This is a genomic window from Streptacidiphilus sp. BW17, from assembly GCF_041262485.1.
In the GTDB taxonomy this organism is placed as follows: Bacteria; Actinomycetota; Actinomycetes; order Streptomycetales; family Streptomycetaceae; genus Streptacidiphilus.
The window spans coordinates 20,453-37,519 of record NZ_JBGCCR010000039.1 but is presented as its reverse complement, the minus strand read 5'-3'; the positions used below and the strand labels follow the sequence as shown (position 1 = coordinate 37,519).

19 protein-coding genes are annotated in these 17,067 nt (G+C 71.5%); 1 reads left to right on the top strand and 18 read right to left on the bottom strand.

The genetic code is table 11. The features are described 5' to 3' along the window. Nucleotides 1–2: 2 nt before the first annotated feature. The 4 genes from ABH940_RS32260 to ABH940_RS32245 form a co-directional block, all read right to left on the bottom strand. A complete protein-coding gene (locus ABH940_RS32260; protein WP_370072182.1) occupies nucleotides 3–959 on the bottom strand; it encodes an ABC transporter substrate-binding protein in 957 nt (318 codons plus the stop codon). Between the two features lie 224 nt (nucleotides 960–1,183). Further along, on the bottom strand, nucleotides 1,184–2,053 hold the full coding sequence (locus ABH940_RS32255) for a MurR/RpiR family transcriptional regulator (RefSeq protein WP_370072181.1): 870 nt from the start codon (nucleotides 2,051–2,053) through the stop codon (nucleotides 1,184–1,186). Between the two features lie 114 nt (nucleotides 2,054–2,167). After that, complete coding sequence (locus ABH940_RS32250) at nucleotides 2,168–3,286, bottom strand: sensor histidine kinase (RefSeq protein WP_370072180.1); 1,119 nt, start codon at nucleotides 3,284–3,286, stop codon at nucleotides 2,168–2,170. Then, the gene (locus tag ABH940_RS32245) at nucleotides 3,279–3,977 is read right to left on the bottom strand and encodes a response regulator transcription factor (RefSeq protein WP_370106895.1); all 699 of its coding nucleotides are present in this window, start codon (nucleotides 3,975–3,977) and stop codon (nucleotides 3,279–3,281) included. The genes ABH940_RS32250 and ABH940_RS32245 overlap by 8 nt, the downstream gene beginning before the upstream one ends. 86 nt (nucleotides 3,978–4,063) lie before the next feature. Between ABH940_RS32245 and ABH940_RS32240 the strand changes: the two genes are divergently transcribed. Then, nucleotides 4,064–5,155 (top strand): endonuclease/exonuclease/phosphatase family protein, encoded by a 1,092-nt coding sequence (locus ABH940_RS32240; RefSeq protein ID WP_370106894.1) that lies wholly within the window; start codon nucleotides 4,064–4,066, stop codon nucleotides 5,153–5,155. Here the strand turns inward: ABH940_RS32240 and ABH940_RS32235 are convergent. The 14 genes from ABH940_RS32235 to ABH940_RS32170 form a co-directional block, all read right to left on the bottom strand. Then, nucleotides 5,145–5,846 carry a 4'-phosphopantetheinyl transferase superfamily protein gene (locus tag ABH940_RS32235; protein WP_370106893.1) on the bottom strand — a complete coding sequence of 234 codons (702 nt, stop codon included), beginning with the start codon at nucleotides 5,844–5,846 and terminating at the stop codon, nucleotides 5,145–5,147. The two genes, ABH940_RS32240 and ABH940_RS32235, sit on opposite strands and share 11 nt — an antisense overlap. 21 nt (nucleotides 5,847–5,867) lie before the next feature. After that, nucleotides 5,868–7,181, bottom strand: a complete 1,314-nt coding sequence (locus ABH940_RS32230; protein WP_370072176.1) for an MFS transporter — start codon at nucleotides 7,179–7,181, stop codon at nucleotides 5,868–5,870. A 7-nt stretch (nucleotides 7,182–7,188) separates the two neighbouring features. Beyond that, the gene (locus tag ABH940_RS32225; protein ID WP_370106892.1) at nucleotides 7,189–8,289 is read right to left on the bottom strand and encodes a polysaccharide deacetylase family protein; all 1,101 of its coding nucleotides are present in this window, start codon (nucleotides 8,287–8,289) and stop codon (nucleotides 7,189–7,191) included. Beyond that, the gene (locus ABH940_RS32220; protein ID WP_370106891.1) at nucleotides 8,289–9,659 is read right to left on the bottom strand and encodes a condensation domain-containing protein; all 1,371 of its coding nucleotides are present in this window, start codon (nucleotides 9,657–9,659) and stop codon (nucleotides 8,289–8,291) included. Before ABH940_RS32220 ends, ABH940_RS32225 begins: the two co-directional genes overlap by 1 nt. Nucleotides 9,660–9,817: 158 nt before the next feature. Continuing rightward, nucleotides 9,818–10,642 carry a hypothetical protein gene (locus ABH940_RS32215; protein WP_370072173.1) on the bottom strand — a complete coding sequence of 275 codons (825 nt, stop codon included), beginning with the start codon at nucleotides 10,640–10,642 and terminating at the stop codon, nucleotides 9,818–9,820. Continuing rightward, a complete protein-coding gene (locus ABH940_RS32210; protein ID WP_370106890.1) occupies nucleotides 10,639–10,905 on the bottom strand; it encodes an acyl carrier protein in 267 nt (88 codons plus the stop codon). Before ABH940_RS32210 ends, ABH940_RS32215 begins: the two co-directional genes overlap by 4 nt. Continuing rightward, nucleotides 10,905–11,894, bottom strand: a complete 990-nt coding sequence (locus ABH940_RS32205; protein WP_370106889.1) for a 3-oxoacyl-[acyl-carrier-protein] synthase III C-terminal domain-containing protein — start codon at nucleotides 11,892–11,894, stop codon at nucleotides 10,905–10,907. Before ABH940_RS32205 ends, ABH940_RS32210 begins: the two co-directional genes overlap by 1 nt. Further along, nucleotides 11,894–12,718 (bottom strand): class I SAM-dependent methyltransferase, encoded by an 825-nt coding sequence (locus tag ABH940_RS32200; protein WP_370072170.1) that lies wholly within the window; start codon nucleotides 12,716–12,718, stop codon nucleotides 11,894–11,896. The genes ABH940_RS32205 and ABH940_RS32200 overlap by 1 nt, the downstream gene beginning before the upstream one ends. Before the next feature lie 18 nt (nucleotides 12,719–12,736). Next, nucleotides 12,737–12,970, bottom strand: a complete 234-nt coding sequence (locus tag ABH940_RS32195) for an acyl carrier protein (RefSeq protein WP_196192483.1) — start codon at nucleotides 12,968–12,970, stop codon at nucleotides 12,737–12,739. A gap of 49 nt (nucleotides 12,971–13,019) precedes the next feature. Beyond that, nucleotides 13,020–13,409, bottom strand: coding sequence for a holo-ACP synthase (locus ABH940_RS32190; RefSeq protein WP_370072168.1), 390 nt, complete (start codon nucleotides 13,407–13,409; stop codon nucleotides 13,020–13,022). Further along, on the bottom strand, nucleotides 13,406–14,239 hold the full coding sequence (locus tag ABH940_RS32185) for a hypothetical protein (RefSeq protein ID WP_370072167.1): 834 nt from the start codon (nucleotides 14,237–14,239) through the stop codon (nucleotides 13,406–13,408). The genes ABH940_RS32190 and ABH940_RS32185 overlap by 4 nt, the downstream gene beginning before the upstream one ends. Further along, a complete protein-coding gene (locus ABH940_RS32180) occupies nucleotides 14,236–15,108 on the bottom strand; it encodes a diiron oxygenase (RefSeq protein WP_370106888.1) in 873 nt (290 codons plus the stop codon). The genes ABH940_RS32185 and ABH940_RS32180 overlap by 4 nt, the downstream gene beginning before the upstream one ends. A 139-nt stretch (nucleotides 15,109–15,247) precedes the next feature. Continuing rightward, on the bottom strand, nucleotides 15,248–15,877 hold the full coding sequence (locus ABH940_RS32175) for a pyridoxamine 5'-phosphate oxidase family protein (protein ID WP_370072165.1): 630 nt from the start codon (nucleotides 15,875–15,877) through the stop codon (nucleotides 15,248–15,250). After that, entirely contained in the window at nucleotides 15,874–16,908 is a 1,035-nt protein-coding gene (locus tag ABH940_RS32170) for a LuxR C-terminal-related transcriptional regulator (protein ID WP_370106887.1), read from the bottom strand. The genes ABH940_RS32175 and ABH940_RS32170 overlap by 4 nt, the downstream gene beginning before the upstream one ends. Nucleotides 16,909–17,067 lie beyond the last annotated feature (159 nt).

Sequence of the window (17,067 nt, the reverse complement as noted above, 5' to 3'; positions counted from 1 at the left end):
GGTCAGCTCACCGCCGCGTCGCGCTCGGCCTTGGCGACCGCGATCGAGGACTCCCCGTACGCGGCGAGGATCCGGCCGTAGGTGCCGTCGTCGATGAGCTGCTGGAGCGCCTTCTGGATGGCGTCGGCCAGCTGGGGTTCGGACCTGGCCACCGCGATGCCGTTCGGCGTGGAGTTGTAACCATCGGGCGCCGTGGGGTCCTTGACCACCTCGAAGGAGGCGCCCTGGTCGGCGGTCGCAGCGGCGTAGCCGGCGGCTGCCGCGTCCAGGACATGCGCGACCACCTTGCCGGCCTTGATCGCGAGCTGGCCGTCGGAGTCCTTGGGGTAGGTCTGCAGGCTGATCGGCGGCTTGCCGGCGGCGGTGCACAGGCGCTGGCCGGTGTCCTCGACGAACTTCTCCGTGTTGGTACCGGCCTCGGTCGACACCGCCTTGCCGCACAGGTCGGTGAAGGTGGTGATGTGGGACGGGTTGCCCCTGGCCACCAGGATGGCGGTGCCGTCCTGGGTGTAGTCGACGAAGTCGAGCTGCTGCTCGCGGGCCTTGCGGTCGCCCATGTCGGACATCGCCACGTCGTACTGGCCGGCGTCGATGGCGGCGATGATGCCCTCGAACTTCACCGGAGTGAACGTGAAGCGCACCCCGAGCTCGGCGCCCAGGGCCTGGCCCAGGTCGTAGTCGATGCCCGTGATCTGCGTGCTGCCCGCACTCGCGTACATCTCGAACGGCGCGTACGGCACGTCGGAGGCGACCCGCACGACGCCGGAGGACTTGATCGCGCCCGGGAGCGCGTCGTGGAGGGGCCGGTCGACCGTGATGCGGACGCCCGCGACGGTCGCATCGGTCGAGCCTGTGGAGCCGGCGGACTGGCTGGTGGATCCGCAGGAGGTGGCGAGCAGCGCGCAGCCGACCACGGCCGCGAGGGCGCCGGCCCGACCGGGCGGGGAGATTGTGGACATGGGTGTCTCCTTGCAGCCGCGAGGGAGAGGCGGCGATGGAGAAACAAATTACAGATGGCGGCAGCTCTGCGGAAGATGTAATAGCTGTTTCAGTTCGATAACTGATGCGGCCCTGGACGCGCCGAAGCCCTCCTGGCGCCGCGGTGGGCGCCGGGAGGGCTTCGATTGCACGTGGACACGTTGGCCGGGCACACGGGTGTCCGGGCACATCGTCCGGGGTCGGTTCAGGACAGCGACAGCTCCTGTGTTGCCTGCTCGCCCGCCGCCATCCGAGCGGTCGCCGCCTCACCGAGCGTGGCGAGCACACCTGCGACGACGGTTTCCAGCACCGCCATGGCCGGCACCAGCGTGTCGTACGGCGAGGGCGAGGCCACCACCGTCGGCAGCACCACCTGCGCGACCTCGGCGACCGGGGACAGCCAGGTGTCGGTCACCAGGACGACGGCGGCTCCGCGCGCATGCGCGGCCCGGGCCAGTTGGAGCGTGGCGACCTCGTAGCGCCGGATGTCCAGCGCCACGACGACATCCCGACGGCCCAGCTCGGCCACCATGGCCACGCGCTGGACCGGCGCCTCGGGCAGCACGCGGCAGTCCGCCCGCATCTGCACCAGGTGGAGGCAGAGATAGGACGCCAGCGTGCTGGTGAACCGCCCGCCCACCACCGTGATCCGGCGGCCCGGGTCGGCCACCAGCGCGATCGCACGGTCGATCTCGTCCTGCGGAAGCATCCGGAAGGTCTCCGCGACCGAGTTGCTGAACACCCGCCCGCTGTGGGTCAGCAACCCGCCCTCGGCCTCGGCCTGTTCGGCGAACTCCGCCGACCCGTACATGCTGAGCGGCGAGGCCTCGCGCTCCTCCAACTCGTCCCGCAGCGCCTGCTGGAACTCCGGATAACCCCGGAACCCGAGCCGCTGCGCGAACCGCACCACCGTGGGCGCGCTCACGCCGGCCCGCTCGGCCAGCCTGGCCACCGTCTCGAACCCGGCCACCGGATACGCGGCGAGCAGCACCCGCGCGACCTTCCGCTCCGCCGGACTGAACTCCCCCAGCCGAAGCCGCACGGCCTCGCCGACACCCCCGGGCGCTGGTCGCACGAGCCACCTCCTGAAAAAGACGTTTCATCCTAGCCGCCGGGAGGCCTGGCTGGAACGCCGCGGCGCCCTTCGTCGGCGTGCCGGACACACTCCGCACGGGCGGACGCCGAGCACCTACGGTGCGGACCGCGTGTCCGCTGCCGGCAGTTCCACGGTGATCCGCAGCCCGCCCGCAGGACGCGGGGTGAGGGTGAGGGTCCCGTCGTGCGCATGGGTGATGGTCCGGACGATGGCCAGGCCGAGGCCGACCCCGGCGTGGTCGGTGTGGACGCGCTCGGTGCCGCGCTGGAACGGCTCGGTGAAGGCCTCGGCCTGCTCCGCGGTGATGTGTTCACCGGTGTTCTCGACGGTGAGCTCGACCCGGTCGGCGTGGACGCCGGTGGTCACCCACACGCTGCCGCCCGCCGGAAGGTTGTGCACGATCGCGTTGTGCAGGAGGTTGACGGTCAGCTGCAGGAGCAGCGCGGGCGATCCGCTGGTGGGGGTGATGTCGCCGCTGGTCTCGATGGTGACCCCGCGCTTCTCGGCGAGGGGCAGGAGCGTCTCACTGGCTTCCTCCGCCAGCAGGGACAGGTCGACGGGCTCTCGGGCGAAGGACCGCTGCTCGGCGCGGCTCAGCAGCAGCAGCGCCTCGGTGAGGTCGATCGCACGGGTGTTGACAACCTGGAGGCGGGCCACGAGTTCGCCCGTGTCGAGGTCCGGGTCGGTACGGGCCACGTCCAGGAGTGCCTTCGAGGTCGCCAGCGGGGTGCGCAGCTCGTGCGAGGCGTTGGCGGCGAAGCGACGCTGCTCGGCGACGTGAGCCTCCAGCCGGGTCAGCATCGTGTCGAACGCGTCGGCGAGTTCGCGGAACTCGTCGTTGCGTCCGGGCAGCCGGATGCGGTGGGAGAGCGATCCGGTCGCGGCCAGCCGGGTGGCGGCGGTGATGCGGGTGACGGGGGCGAGCATCCGGCCGGCGAGGAACCACCCGCCCACCAGGCCGAGCACCAGCAGGAAGGCCATCACGGCTGCCGCCCTCGGCGCGAAGACATGCAGGAGCTCGGACCGGACCGGAAAGACGCCCCGGGTCGAAGTGCCGCCGGTCGAGCCGGGAACGATGAGCGCCCGCTGGGGGACGTAGCGCAGCAGGAACACCCACACCGACGCGAGCAGCAGCACCCCGGCCAGCAGCAGGAATCCGGTGTAGCTGAAGGTGAGTCGCAGGCGGACGCTCGGTCCCGGCGCCCTATCCACGCTCTCCTCCCCCGACCCCGCCGGGCCGCGCCGGCGCGTCGATGCGGTAGCCGGTGCCGGGCACGGTGGCGACGACCCACGGTTCGCCGAGCCGCTTGCGCAGAGCGGACACGGTGATTCGCACGGCGTTGGTGAAGGGGTCGGTGTTCGCGTCCCACGCGCGTTCCAGGAGCTCCTCGGCGCTGACGACGCCGCCCTCAGCGCCGACGAGGACTTCTAGCACGGCGAACTGCTTGCGGGTGAGCGCGACGTAGCGGCCGTCCCGGTAGACCTCGCGGCGGAACGGATCCAGACGCAGGCCGGCGATCTCCCGCACCGGCGGTCTGCTGTGGGCACGCCTGCGGTCGAGGGCGCGCAGCCGGAGCACGAGCTCCTGGAGTTCGAACGGCTTGGTGAGGTAGTCGTCGGCGCCGAGTTCGAAACCGGAGGCCTTGTCGTCGAGGCGGTCCGCCGCGGTGAGCATCAGGATCGGCATGCCGCTGCCGGAGGCGACGACGCGGCGGGCGATCTCGTCCCCGGAGGGCCCGGGGATGTCACGGTCGAGGACCGCGATGTCGTAGCTGTTGACGCCCAGCATCTCCAGAGCCGTGTCGCCGTCTCCCGCGACGCACGCCGCGATCGCCTCCAGGCGCAGGCCGTCGCGGACGGCTTCCGCCAGAAAGGGTTCGTCCTCGACGATCAACACGCGCATGACCCGATGCTACGAGCGCAGGTATATGCCCGCCGTATCGAAATTCCCATACGCAGCCACAACGCCCCGCCGCGTTGACTCTCGGCATGAACCGCACCCCGCCCTCAACGCCGGCAACGAACGAGCCTCCACTCGACGGCGGCGAGGTCGCCGGGACCCGGCGCGCGGGCCTCCGACGGGTGATCCGCTCCGTGATCCGCTCCGGCGCCAGGCCGGACACCTGGCGGCGCGGCCCCGTACTCACCGTGCTGGCGCTGCTGCTTGGCCTGCTCCTGCTGCTGCACGCGCGGATCCCGAACGGGCTCGGGAATCTCGGCAGCCTGGTGGAGTGTCTCCTGCCGTGGTTCGGGTTGTTCGTCCCGGTGCTGCTGGTCGGGGCGCTGTGGCGCCGCTCCCCCGCCACGCTGGTCGCGCTGCTGCTGCCGGTCGTGGCGTGGGTGAGCCTCTTCGGCGGCCTGCTCGGCGACAAGTCCCGTGCGGGCGGCGACCTCACCGTCGCCGAACAGAACGTCAACGCCGGCAACCCCGACCCGGCCGGCACCGCCCGCGACCTGGCCGCCTCCGGCGCCACGCTGCTGGCCCTGGTGGAGCTGACCCCGCAGGCCACTGGTAGGTACGAGCAGCAGCTGGCGGCGGCCTATCCCTACCACACGGTGCAGGGCACGGTCGGCCTGTGGAGCAAGCTGCCGCTGTCGGGCACCCAGCCCATCGACATCATCGACTACGGACCGCTGGCGGCCCGAAAGCCGGCCGCCGACAAACTGCCCGCGAACCGGGCGCTGCGCACCACGGTCACCACCGCCCACGGGCCGCTGACGGTCTATGTGGCACACCTGGGGTCCGTGCGGGTGACTCCCCGGACCGGTTTCTGGACCGCCTCGCGGGACATCGGCGTGCAGGCGCTCGGCAAGGCCATCGCGGCCGACAAAAGTCAGCGGGTGGTGCTGTTGGGCGATCTGAACGGCACCACGGACGACCGCGAGCTCAGCGGAATCACCTCACAGCTGCACTCGGCCCAGGTGGTGGCCGGGGACGGCTTCGGCTTCACCTGGCCGGCGTCGTTCCCGATGGTGCGGATCGACCAGATCCTGGTGCGTGGCATGACACCGGACAGCTCGTGGGTACTGCCGGCCACGACCAGCGACCACCTACCGATCGCGGCGCGCCTCAGCTGGTGAACAGCTCCCGGACGCCGAACCCACCGCCACACGCTCCGTCAGAAAGGTCGCTGTCCCGAACCGGCACCTCCGTCCAGGCGAGGCCGACCGGTAGCGGGTGCCGCCCCCCAGGGGCGCACCAGCGGACCAGCCCCCATTCGCCTGCCTGCTGTCCGAGAGCCACCGGCACGTTCCAGGGGCGGCCGGAGAACCCCTGGCCCACGGCCTTGACGCACGCCTCCTGCACACTGAAGATCCAGGCGAACTCACGTCGGCGCCGCTCCTCGGGCATGGCGGCGAGGTCCGCTGCGTCGCCGGGCAAGCAGCAGAGCCGCAGCATTCGGTCGCCGACGCTGGACGGGGTCTGCACGTCGACGCCCACGTCGCGGTCACTGCCGACGGCTGCGGCGACCCAACCCGAGCAGTGCGACAGACTCACGCCCAGATCGGGGCGGTCCGGCAGGTACGGCTGACCACTCGGGCGGGCGACGATCGGCCCGCCCTGGAGGTCGGCACCGACCTCCCGCAGCAGGGTCCGCAACAAGGTCCGGGAGGCGGCGTACTCCACCGCGCGCCAAGGCGGCCGCGCCGAAGCGGCTTCGTGGTCCCTCCGCGCGACCGGCAGTGCGTCCAGGACCTCCTCGGTGCGGCCGACCAGGTAGTGCACGCCATCGGCGGCCGTGCACAGCGACAGCCGTGTGCCCCGCTGCATCGACGACTCCGTTCCGCACCGTCAGGCGGCGCTCGGCGACCGGCCCAGGGTGCGGATCGGCCGGGAGGCGAGGAGGGCGACGGCCGTGAGCAGAGCGACGACGACGCCGACCATGAGCACCCGGTCGGTGCCGAACGCCCCGACGGCCGGTCCGGCCAGCGCACTGCCGATCGGGTACATCCCGACGGAACCCGCGACCTCGTAGGCGTGGACGCGGTTGAGCACCTCGCCCGGCACCTGGGTCTGCACGCTGGTCGCCCACATGACTCCCCAGACGCCGATCCCGGCCCCGACCGCGACCTGCGCGGCGGCAAGCAGCCAGGCCGGCCAGCCGAGCACGATGCCGAGCGGGTAGAGCGGGTAGGCCAGCATCGCCACCGCTCCGGCGGCCAGGGGACGTTGGGGCTTGTAGCGGATCGCCAGCAGGCCGCCGATCACGGTGCCCGCGCCCAGCGCGCAGTTGATCAGCCCGAAGGCGGTCGCACCGTGCTCGGGCACGATGACGCTGGCGGCCACCGACAGCTGGGGTCCCCAGGAGAGCACCGCATAGAACATCCAGATCACCACCACGCCCCAGAGCCAGCTGCGGCCACGGAACTCGTGCCACCCGATGGCCAGGTTGCGCCACAGGCTCTCCCCGGCGGGCGGGGCGGGCACCGCTCCCAGCCGCAGCGCGAGCAGGCAGGTGGCGCTGGTTCCGTAGGCAACGGCGGAGATCACCATCACGAAGCCGGTGGCTCCCAGTCCGACCAGGGCGCCGGCCAGCGCCGGCCCGCCCAGCCCCGTGAGCGCCTCGGAGGTCCGCAGCACCCCGTTGGCTCCCTGGACGTCCCTGGCCACCAGCGGGACGGTCGACGAGGCGCCCGGCTGGAACATGGCGTTGGCGGTCCCGGCCACCACCAACAGCGCGTACAGCTGCCAGAGATGGCTGATGCCGTGGATGAACAGGACGGCCAGCAGGGTGTGGGCGGTGAGGTTCGCCAGGTCGGCGGCGATCATCAGCCGACGGGCGGTGAACCGGTCGGCGAGCACTCCGCCGAACAGCACCAGGCCGGCGAACGGGCCCACCAGGAAGGCCATGGCGTAGCCCGCGGTGCCCAGACCGTACCCGCCGCTGAGCAGACCGGCCGAGACCGCGACCGGCAGCATGGCCCAACTGAGCAGGCCCGCACTGCGGGCGGTGAAGTAGAACCGGAAGTTGCGGGACCAGATCGCCGGTCCCTGACTCGACGCGGTCTCGGCGGGCAGGTCCTGGGCAGGCGGAGTCTCGGTGGGCGGGTCCTGTGTCCGCGCGGATGTCGCCGCCGCGGTGACGTCGGTCAGGCTTTCTTCCATGACTGTTTCAACCCATCAGTCGTAGCGTGTGGTCGTCGACGGTGGAGTGGCTGCCCGCTGCCGAAGCGGATGCGGGGGCAGGTGCGGGAGCAGGTGCGGATGCGGGTGCGAGCGCGGGCAGTTCTCCCACGGTGACCAGTTCCAGGCCGCGTTCGAGCAGGCCCTCGACGATCGAGGGAAGGGCCCGCACGGTCTGACCCCGGTCCCCGGCGCCCTCGTGCATGAGCACCACCGAGCCCGGCCCGGCGGCCTCCAGGACGGTCGCGGCGATCTGCTCCGGCCCCGGCCTCGTCCAGTCGCGGGAGTCCACGTCCCACAGCGTCAGGGTGGTCGGATACCCGTCGAGGGCGGCCAGCACCTCGGGTGTGAGCGCGCCGTACGGCGGACGGAAGCGCGTCGGAGCCTGACCGGTGACCCGGGCCACCGCCTCCGTCGTCCGGTCGAGCTGCTCGCGGAGTTGACTGGGCGTCAGGTCAGGCAGATAGGGATGCGACCAGGAGTGGTTCCCCAGTTCGTGTCCGGCGTCGGCGATCCTGCGCACCTCGTCGGGCAGCGCCGCGACGTGGTGGCCGACGCTGAAGAACGTCGCCCGGGCTCCGTAGCGGTCCAGGATCTCCAGCACCTGCCGGGTGAGCGCCGGGTCGGGGCCGTCGTCGAAGGTGAGGGCGACCCGTGGGACGTCACGGCGGCCGTGCTCGAAGCAGCCTCCAGCCGCCACCAGCGCCGCCACCGTCGGTTCGCCGCGCCGCACGCCTTCGAAGAACTCCTCGGCGCGGCCCGTCAGCGTGCCGGGCGCGGTCCGGGCCTGCTCGGCCAGCCGCTCGGCCGGGACGGAGCCGAACCCCGGCCGCGGCGGCAGCACCCACGGGTCCGCGCGGTACACCTCCAGACCGGCTGCCGTCATCGGCCCGTCGAGCAGGCCGTTGGTGCTGTCCAGCACCACCGCCGGTGTGCTCCCGCCGTCCAAACCCCTCAGCCAGGCGATGAGTTCGGCGACCTGGGCGGCACCCCAACTCCTCGCTCCGGTGACCCGGCACCCCGCGCCGTCCAGGACCGCGACCCGGTAGCCCGCGCCCGTCCAGGCGATTCCCGCGTAGCGCGTGGTCATCAGTCCCCCAGGGCGATCGCCGCGGCCACGACCAGCCGTTCGACTCCGCGCAGGAACTGCTCCATCCCGCCGCGGTCGAGGACTGCCGGGTCGGCGGTCATGGCGAGATCCAGAGCTCCCGGCGCCGTCAGCACATCCACCGCCGTCGAGACGTTGACCCGGGGCAGGAACTCGGTCGGCCAGCTCAGCTCGGTCCGGCCGATCAGCTCGCTGAGCGCCGCCCGCGGGCGTTCGACGGTGTCGAAGGGCCCGACGGCCGGGTCCCGGGTGTCGTTCCACCAGTACGAGTGGTCGGCCGCCTCCTCCTTCTCGACCAGCGCCGCGATCTCGCGGTCCAGCGCCCATTTGTCGTAGGCGGCGTGACGGAACGCGTGGAACGCCGCCGACCGCGTCCGCCGCACCGCGTCCGCGAAGTCCCGGTCCGCGTCCGTGAGCCGGAACAGGGCCTCCTGCGCCACCGTGCTGACCGAGGCGGCGGCGGTCGGCTGGAAGCGGTTGCCCACCACCACCTGCCACAGCACCTCGCTGCTCCCCGACTGACGTGCCAGCTGATGCGAGGCGGCTCCGAGCAGCACTGCGGCGTCGCTCACCTCCAGCTCCGTCGCGACCCGTCCGACCGCGACCGCCAGCGCGGGCGAGCGCAGCACCGCGTTGGGGAACATCCGGTCCGGGTCGTCCGCGAGTTCCGGTGCTGCGGGGGTCTGGAACAGCCACCGGGGGCCGGCGGTCAGTTGCTCACGCCAGTGGCGGCGGGCCGCCTCGTCCCGGCGACGGCCGAGCGGCGATGCCTGGAACTCCGCGGCCTCCAGAGGCTGTTGGGCGGGGCGTGCCTGGCGCAGCGACTCGGCGGTCTCGCCCGCCTGGACCGACTCCAGGTCGCGGAGCAGGCGGCCCAGCCCCCAGTAGTCCGTCGCGGTGTGCGCACCGACCAGCACCAACCGGTGAACCGCACCCTCGCACGCGACGAGGCCGACCCTCAGTCCCCACTCGCGCGCGGTGTCGAAGGAGCGCCCGGCCAGCTCCTGGAGCAGTCCGGCGCCTACCGCCGGGGCGTCCGCCTCGGCGCACTGCCTGATCTCCACCGCGAGCTCGCCGACGCCGTCCACCACCTGCTCCAGCCCGTTCCGACCGACCGCCAGCAATCTGGTGTGCAGGCTGTCGTGGAGCCGGAGCAGCTGCGTCAGGTCCGCGAGGACGCGGGCCACGGGGCGGGGCGGGGTGAGGGGGAGGTCGACCGGCAGGTTGTACCTGGGGGCGTCGTCGCCCAGGTGGGTGACGACTCCCCAGATCGCGCGCTGTCCCCAGGTGGCCGGTCCGGTCCCGGCCCGCGCGGAGTCCAGTCTGATCGTCAACTCGTTGACCGTTGTCATCGTCTTCCAACCGTCCCTTCGGTTGCCTCGTCCTGTCTGTCGCAGCCGCGCCGAACGCGGCCGACGGTCTGGCCCCTGTCCGGGCCGGTGCGGGTGGTCGAGCCCGTTCGCGACGGCCGGTCCGGGCGAACGGGCTCGACCAGCCCCGCGGTGAGGAGTCACCCCTCGTCGTCGGCGAAGAGCGCCGCATGGCTGCGGCCGGAGCGCGGGTCGGTGTCGCAGAGCACGATCCGCCGGTAGGCCTGCTGCCACTCCTGCCAGTGGTCGGCCAGCGTGAGCCAGAGGCTGGTGCAGTAGCTGCCCGGCTCCACCCGGTGCACCTCGGTGCGCCGAGGGACGGCCCCGGTGACCCAGGGGCCGAGCACCAGCAGCGTGCCGTCCGCCTCGACGTCCTGGCCGAGGGCGTCCACCGCGAGGACCTCCGCAGCCGTGGCGGCGGAGGTCGCCCGGACGAACCGCGGGCCGACCGGGCTCGGGGCGGACCCGAGGACCAGCGCCGCGGCGGAGTCGATGAGCGGGGTCTGCGGGACCAGCGGGAAGGCTGTCGGCAGGGTCGTCTGCTCCAGCACCGCCAGCACCACCTCCGCGGCCCGCCCCGCCCGCTGGTAGGCCGACGCGATCCGCAGCGCCGTGAAGGGCGCGGCCAGGCCCTGCTGGCCGATCGCGAAGTTGGTCGCCCGACCGCCGAGGCGATCGGTCAGGTACGGGGCGACAGCGGTGAACGGCGCCACGTCGGGAAGGGCGTGGGCGACGATGAGCAGCTCCGGCCGGCTCCGGCTGACGCCGTCGTCCGCGGCGAGCAGGTCCGCGAGGTCTCGGTGATGGACCTGCGCACCGCGGCCGAGCGCCTCCTCGTCTGGCTTCCGGTCGAAGGGGGCGAGCAGGTCGCGGAAGTAGTCGAGCACGGTCGCCGGGAGGTCGCCCGGGGCGCGGCCCTTCGGCGAGCGCACCGCTGCGGCGGCCCGCAGGGCAAGGCCGGTCATGACGTCCCCTCTCCTTGGCGGAGTGCGGCCTCGACGTAGTCGGTGAAGGACCGCACGGTCCGCAGGTCGTCGACGTCGAGCTCCTCAGGGTCCACCGCGATCCCGGTCGCCTCCTCGACGGTCATCAGCAGGCCCAGCACGTGGAAGGACTGCAGCTGTAGCTCGTCGAAGAGCGCGGTCTCCTCGGTGAGTCCGGTGACCGGCCGCTCCAGAACCTCGCTGAGTGCCTTCTCGATGACGGAGAGGATCTCCTGACGGTCCATCAGTGATCACCCGCCGTGCGGTGCGTGATCACCATCGCGCCGAAGGTGGCACCCAGGCCGACGGAGACCAGCAGGTAGTGCCTGCCGTCGACCAGGCGGCCGGTGTCCCGCAGCGTGGTGTAGTTGACGAAGACGTCGGAGGCGAAGGTGTGGCTGAAGCGCGGCACGTTGTCCAGGAACACCTTCTCCGGCGCCACCCCCAGCTCCTTGATGGTCTGCCGCCAGGCCAGCATGTTGACGTTGTGCGGGATCACCAGGTCGATCTCGTCGAGCGTCAACCCGGCGTCCGCCAGGGCCTGGTGGATGACCTCCGCGATCCTGCCGCCGTACTGCTCCCCGAACTCGGTGTTCTGCTCGGGGGTCAGCTCCAGCCACTGGGCGTACTCGCCCAGGGTCCGGATCGCGAAGGACCGGACCACGTCGCCGTCGCCGTCCAGGGTGATCAGGCAGGAGGCCGCGGCGTCCGCCATGATCGCGGTGTTGGGGATGTGCTGGACGATCGGCGCGTACGCCTGCTCGCCGGTGACCATCAGGGCGTACGCGCCCTCGCCGCCCTCCGCGCGCAGCAGTTCGCCCAGTACCTCGATGGCGCCGAGGCTGCTGACGCAGGCCTGGTGGCTGAGGCCGAACGCCTCGGTGTCCACGAGGCCGAGTTCGTCGCGGACCAGCTGGGCGATGTCCACGTCGGCCGGGGCCACCGCCTGCGTGGTGTGGGCGTAGGCCAGGAAGTCCACCTGGCCGCCCTCCGGCAGGGCGGACAGGGCGCTGCGCGCGGCCGGCCGCAGCAGGTCGAGCAGCGGGAGATCGGGGTCGAAGCGGAGCCTGTCCAGCCCGTAGAACTTGCGGAACACGCCGAGTTGGGCCCGGCGCAGGCCGAGCCGCTCACCCAGTTCCTCGATCCGTACGCTGCGCTCGGGCAGGTAGGACTCGATCCGTTCCAGGGTGATCGGGCAGACCGGGGTCGGGCGGTCCGTGGTCGGATGGCTCATCAGGCCGACGCGATCTGTGCGCGGATCAGCCACAGCCGGTTGGCGCCGCGGCGGGTCCTCGGCTGGACGTCGTACGGCCAGCGGCCCTGTCCGGCTCCGGGCTGGCCGGGCTCGTGCAGGTCCACCACCTTCCACAGGTTCGCCGCGACGAACTCCTCCGGCTCGTCGCTGCCGAAGATCCACGGGGTGCCGTCGGCGGCGAGGGTGTCCAGGAACGGCTTGGAGAACGGGCTGCGCAGCAGCGCGCGGCCGAGGATGTCGAAGGCCAGCTGGCTGCCCGGGGCGGACGCGGAGGCCAGCAGTCGGAGCAGGCCGGCTGCCTGCTCCTCGGTGAGGAAGAATGTCAGCGCCTCGGCGACCCACAGCGTGGGGCGGGTGCGGTCGAAGCCCGCCGCCTCCAGGGCGGGCAGCCAGTCGCCGGTGAGGTCGGCGGAGACCTCTCGCCGGTCGGTGCGCGGCTCGGCGCCGAGGGCGTCGAGGCGGCGGCGCTTCTCGGCGATGAGCGGCCCGTGGTCGACCTCGTAGACCTCGACACCGTCGGGCCAGTCCAGCCGGAAGGCGCGGGCGTCCATTCCGGCGGCGATCAGTACGACCTGTTGGATGTCGCCTTCGGCGAGCACGGTCGTGATCGCGTCGTCGAGGTACTTGGTCCTGATCGAGATGAAGGGCAGCAGGCCGCCGCCCGCGTAACGCTCGATCAGCTCGAAGCCCTTGGGGGCGGCGAGGTCCCGGGCCAGCCGGTCGACGAAGAGCGCGTCCTCGCGCTCCGACTCCTGGGCGCGGGCAGCGGCCATCCACTGGGCCGTGTAGGAGACAGCGTGCATGGGGAACCCTCCTCGGGCTCAGGCGAAGAACGCCTTCTGGATGGTGGCCAGCGACTGGAAGTCCTCGATGTCGATGGCGTCGAAGTCGATCTCGATTCCGGCCGCGTCCTCGATCGTGTAGACCAGCTCGACGAAGGCGAGCGAGTCGACCAGGCGGCTCTCGATGATGTTGACGTCGAGGGCGAGTTCGGTGCGGCCTGGGTGACGGCCGAGGATCCAGTCGCGGACCTTGTCGATACCGGCGGAGCTCATGGCTGATCCCTTCGGGACGGGTTGGACGGTCACGGGCGGTGCGGGAGCGTCAGGGGACGGCGACCGCGGCTGCGACGGCGATCGCGAAGCCGTCGTCGTGGCTGATGCTGATGTCGATCGGGCCGAGCCCGGCCCGGGCGGCCAGTTGGGCGGCGCGGCCGGCCAACCGGACCTCGGGTCGGCCGCCCGGGCCGCGCAGGATCTCGATCCCCTGCCAGGGAACCGGCTGTCCGGCGGCGCCGAACAGCTTGAAGACCGCCTCCTTGGCGGCCAGCCGACCGGCCAGCCCGGCCCGGTCGGGAGCGCCGTCGGGGGTGACGGAGATCCGCAGCTCGTGCTCGGAGAGCATGCGGCCCAGCAGCGGTCGGCTCCCGGGGCCGAGCAGTTCGCCGACCCGGGCGAGCGGCACCAGGTCGACGCCGATGCGGGGCAGGCTCACCCGCGGTCGGCCGCGCGGACCGCGTCGACGGCGGCGCTCAGGTCTCCGTCGAAGTGCTCGGTCAGTACCGCGACCCAGCGCTCCAGCCCGAAGGCGGTGCAGGAGGTGTAGGCGTGCTCGCCGGAGGCCAGCTTGATGTCGCAGCGCTCGCCGAAGAAGTTCCGGTGGGTGTTGACTGAGGCGATCGCGAGGTCCCCGTACTGGAACTCGTGCTTGACCGGGTTGAGCTTCTGCATCAGCGCGCGGGCGCCGTCGTTGCGGAAGAACGGGTCGCCGGCCGGGGCCTTGCCGAGGTCGAGGTCGAGCGCGGCAGCGAAGGCGAGGATCCGCTCGGTGAACCCGTGCAGGGCCTGCTGGGTGTGCTCGTAGCTGCCGAGCGCGACGATCTCCCGCATCTGGAAGCTGGCCAGCCGGCGCAGCCCGCTGTAGTGGTCCTCGTTGCGGAAGCAGCGGTTGACCAGGGTCACCAGGGTGTCGTCGGCGACCTGCCCGCCCTCGTGGTACAGGTACGCGCCGTAGCAGGTGGCGTGCGGCAGCCCGTACCGGGCCTCGCGCAGCGCCTCGGGGGCGAAGCGGCCTCCGGTGGGCTTGTGCTGCTCCCGGGTCAGGTCCAGGGAACCGGCGACCCAGGCCAGTTGGGGGAAGTTGGTGTAGACGTCGAACTTCTCCAGGTCGGTCACCGGGTAGAGCGGCGGCGGGCTGATCTCGTCCGCTCCGGCCGCCAGGCCCCAGCCCGTGAAGACCCGGTCGAGTTCCTTGATCAGCCGGGTGGCCTCCGGCCCGAGGATGGCGAGCGCGGGCGCGCCGTCGCTCCCGGTCAGGCGGTTCATCGGATGAGTCCCGTCCTCTCCAGGTATCTGGTGGTCTTGCGGAGGGTCCGCCGCTCGGCCTCGGCACGGGCGGGCGACTCCAGCAGCAGCCGGCGCACCTCGTGCGGCCTGTCCAGCCCGGCGTCGCGGTAGACCTGCGGGTGGTACAGCGAGTCGAAGCTGTGGGTGAGATAGCGCCGCAGGTAGTTCGAGATCTCGGTGAGCTCCTGCTCGGACGCGGTCTGCTTGAGGTCCTGGTAGAGCAGGTCGACCAGCTCACGCCCGAAGGCGATGTGCCGGGACTCGTCCTGGTGGTGGATCCGGTTGATCGCCCGGATCGTCTCGTGCAGCCGTTCGTCGGTGGCCATCGTCGCGTTGAAGTGGTCCACCAGCTCCTCGAAGATCAGGATGCGGGCGAAGACCAGCAGGCTCTCCGTCTTGGCGGAGTGGCCCACGGCCTCCGCGCCGCCGGCCGGCTGGCGGTAGATCTTTCCGCCGTAGCGGAGGCAGAACTCCGCGAAGAACCACATGTGCTCGTTCTCCTCACCGATGAAATGGTGGAAGAACTCCGAGGGCTTCTCGAAACCGGCCGTGTGGATCCGGTTGACCACCTCGGTCAGCAGTTCCCGGATGCCGTGCACATTCAGGCTGTAGAAATTGATGCTTTCGTACCTGGACAGGGTGCGGAGCTGTTCCGGGGAAAGCGTCCCGGCGAGTTCCGTGCCGTAGGTGGTGGTGAGTTCGGGGCTCATCCACCAGATGTCCTCGGGGAGCCGATCCGGCCACGCGAAAAGGCGGTAGGGGTTGTAGTAGTCGTCGATCGACTTGGCGGTGAGGCGGTCCATGATTTCCTGGAACCGGCTGTTCCGGTCGATCACATCGCTGACCATGGGGCGAGGACTCCGTTCGCCTCGGGGCTCTGTGGTGTGCCTCCACCCTACGGATTGGTCTGAACCTTTCTCAATGTCCGGTTCCGGCTGCCGAATTCGGCCAGCGGACGGTCAGTTCCGGGCCGTAAGTTCCGGGCCGTCAGTTCCGGGCGCTGAGCTCCGCGCGCAGCGCGGCGTTCTCCTGCTCCAGCCGCGCGAGGCGCTCGTGGACCGGGGCCAGGGCGCCGGAGAGTTCGTGCTCGCTGAAACGGCGGGTGATGTGGTTCTGGCAGTTCCAGGCGAAGGCCTCCACCCGGATGGTGACGAGTTGTTCGACCGTCCCATCGGTGCGCGGCGAACCGAGGCGCTCGGCGAGCACGGGGTCCTCGCCGACCGGCACGGCGGTGGCGTGACCGAACAGCTTGAGCCGGGCCTGGCGGGCGTGGTCGAGGAAGAACAGCGCGACCCGGTCGTCGCCGCGCACGTTGCCCGTGGTGATGTACTGCCGGTTGCCCCGGACATCCAGATAACCGAGCGTGTGCGCGTCCAGGACGTGGACGAACCCCGGCGGGCCGCCTCGGAACTGGATGTACGGCCAACCGGTCTCGCCCACGCTGGCGAACAGGAAGCCGTCGAGACCGCGGATGAACTCGGCCGCAGCGCCGGTGAGCGGCTCGGCCTCGTCGCCGCCCGCACCCCGCAGACGACGGTCGGCCGCCGTGGCGCTGCCCATCTCCTGCTGGACCCTACGCACCGAGGACGTGTACGCGAGTCGGTCGTAGCGGCTCATGCGACGCTCCTCAGAACCGCGTCCACCAGGCCGGTCCTGGCGGCCAGGACGCCGGCCTGGAAGCGGCTTGTGGCCGACAGGTCCTCCATGATCGAGGCCACATGACGGCGGAGTGTCCGGTCGGACATGCCCACCCGGCGCGCGATCACCTCGTCCTTGGCCCCGGAGGCCAGCAGGTCGAGCAGGGTCGCCTTCAGATCCTCCAGCGTCCCGGCGTAGCCGGCCGCCCCGGAGTCGACGGTGAACGCGGATTCCCAGGCCCTGGCGTGCTGTCCGGCCAGGAAGGCCGCGACCGCGCCCTCGTAGACGACGGCGATCTCGTCACCGTCACCGGCCGGGATGAAGGCCGTCCTCCGGTCGAAGACCAGGAAGCGGTCGCGCACCTCGTTGGTGGTTCGCACCTGCCCACCCGCAGGCAGGAGTTCGCCGATGTGCGCGCGGGTGTCGGAGTCGCCGCGGGCGGTGTGGGGGTAGAGGACCCGTCCCTGCGCGCCCCGGCGCACGGCTTCCAGCACCAGCGGGCGGGCCAGCCGCAACTCGGGGGTCTCCTGGGCCACGCAGGGCTGCATCACCAGGACCTCGGTGGTGCAGCCCTGCGCAGCCTCCAGCAGCCGCAGTTCGATCTCCTCCGGGTCGTCGGTGATCACCACCGACTTCGCGCGGGTGCCGGCCTGCTTCTGCTTCTCGAATGCCGCCACGAAGGAGCTGAACGTCCCCCTGAAGCCCGCCAGTCGGCGACGTCTGTCGAGGATCTCCCGCTCCAGCGGGATCAGCAGCTCCATCTGGGCGGCCTCCGGGCTGACCGCGATCAGCCGGTCCGTGCCGCGCTCGGCCGACCTGACCAGGCGCAGATCGCGCAGCGCGGCGACCGCCCGGTCGGCACGCTGCTGTGCGACGCCGAGCGCCTCGGCGATGCCGGAGGGAGTGAAGTCCGGTAGTCCGAGGGCGTGTTCGTAGCAAGCGATCATGAATTCGTCCACCTCGGCGGCCCGCTGGACGTCCTGACGCAGGGCCTCTGGGGAGAGTTCCATCGTCATCTCCTTCTGATCGCGTGGATGATGCCGACTCGGCCGCAGGGGAGGAGCCCGAGCCGGCCCGCACGGGCGGCTGTCAGGGGCGCGATGAGCTGTCGCAACGTGTCACCTCATGAATCAGCGCGGAACCAACCTCTGGTGATCACGGTACGCAGC

Excerpts from the sequence above, each read along its gene's own strand:
- ABH940_RS32260 (WP_370072182.1), bottom strand. The coding sequence starts at position 959 with ATGTCCACAATCTCCCCGCCCGGTCGGGCCGGCGCCCTCGCGGCCGTG.
- ABH940_RS32245 (WP_370106895.1), bottom strand. The coding sequence starts at position 3,977 with ATGCGCGTGTTGATCGTCGAGGACGAACCCTTTCTGGCGGAAGCCGTC.
- ABH940_RS32240 (WP_370106894.1), top strand. The coding sequence starts at position 4,064 with ATGAACCGCACCCCGCCCTCAACGCCGGCAACGAACGAGCCTCCACTC.
- ABH940_RS32235 (WP_370106893.1), bottom strand. The coding sequence starts at position 5,846 with ATGCAGCGGGGCACACGGCTGTCGCTGTGCACGGCCGCCGATGGCGTG.
- ABH940_RS32230 (WP_370072176.1), bottom strand. The coding sequence starts at position 7,181 with ATGGAAGAAAGCCTGACCGACGTCACCGCGGCGGCGACATCCGCGCGG.
- ABH940_RS32225 (WP_370106892.1), bottom strand. The coding sequence starts at position 8,289 with ATGACCACGCGCTACGCGGGAATCGCCTGGACGGGCGCGGGCTACCGG.
- ABH940_RS32220 (WP_370106891.1), bottom strand. The coding sequence starts at position 9,659 with ATGACAACGGTCAACGAGTTGACGATCAGACTGGACTCCGCGCGGGCC.
- ABH940_RS32215 (WP_370072173.1), bottom strand. The coding sequence starts at position 10,642 with ATGACCGGCCTTGCCCTGCGGGCCGCCGCAGCGGTGCGCTCGCCGAAG.
- ABH940_RS32210 (WP_370106890.1), bottom strand. The coding sequence starts at position 10,905 with ATGGACCGTCAGGAGATCCTCTCCGTCATCGAGAAGGCACTCAGCGAG.
- ABH940_RS32205 (WP_370106889.1), bottom strand. The coding sequence starts at position 11,894 with ATGAGCCATCCGACCACGGACCGCCCGACCCCGGTCTGCCCGATCACC.
- ABH940_RS32200 (WP_370072170.1), bottom strand. The coding sequence starts at position 12,718 with ATGCACGCTGTCTCCTACACGGCCCAGTGGATGGCCGCTGCCCGCGCC.
- ABH940_RS32195 (WP_196192483.1), bottom strand. The coding sequence starts at position 12,970 with ATGAGCTCCGCCGGTATCGACAAGGTCCGCGACTGGATCCTCGGCCGT.
- ABH940_RS32185 (WP_370072167.1), bottom strand. The coding sequence starts at position 14,239 with ATGAACCGCCTGACCGGGAGCGACGGCGCGCCCGCGCTCGCCATCCTC.
- ABH940_RS32180 (WP_370106888.1), bottom strand. The coding sequence starts at position 15,108 with ATGGTCAGCGATGTGATCGACCGGAACAGCCGGTTCCAGGAAATCATG.
- ABH940_RS32175 (WP_370072165.1), bottom strand. The coding sequence starts at position 15,877 with ATGAGCCGCTACGACCGACTCGCGTACACGTCCTCGGTGCGTAGGGTC.
- ABH940_RS32170 (WP_370106887.1), bottom strand. The coding sequence starts at position 16,908 with ATGGAACTCTCCCCAGAGGCCCTGCGTCAGGACGTCCAGCGGGCCGCC.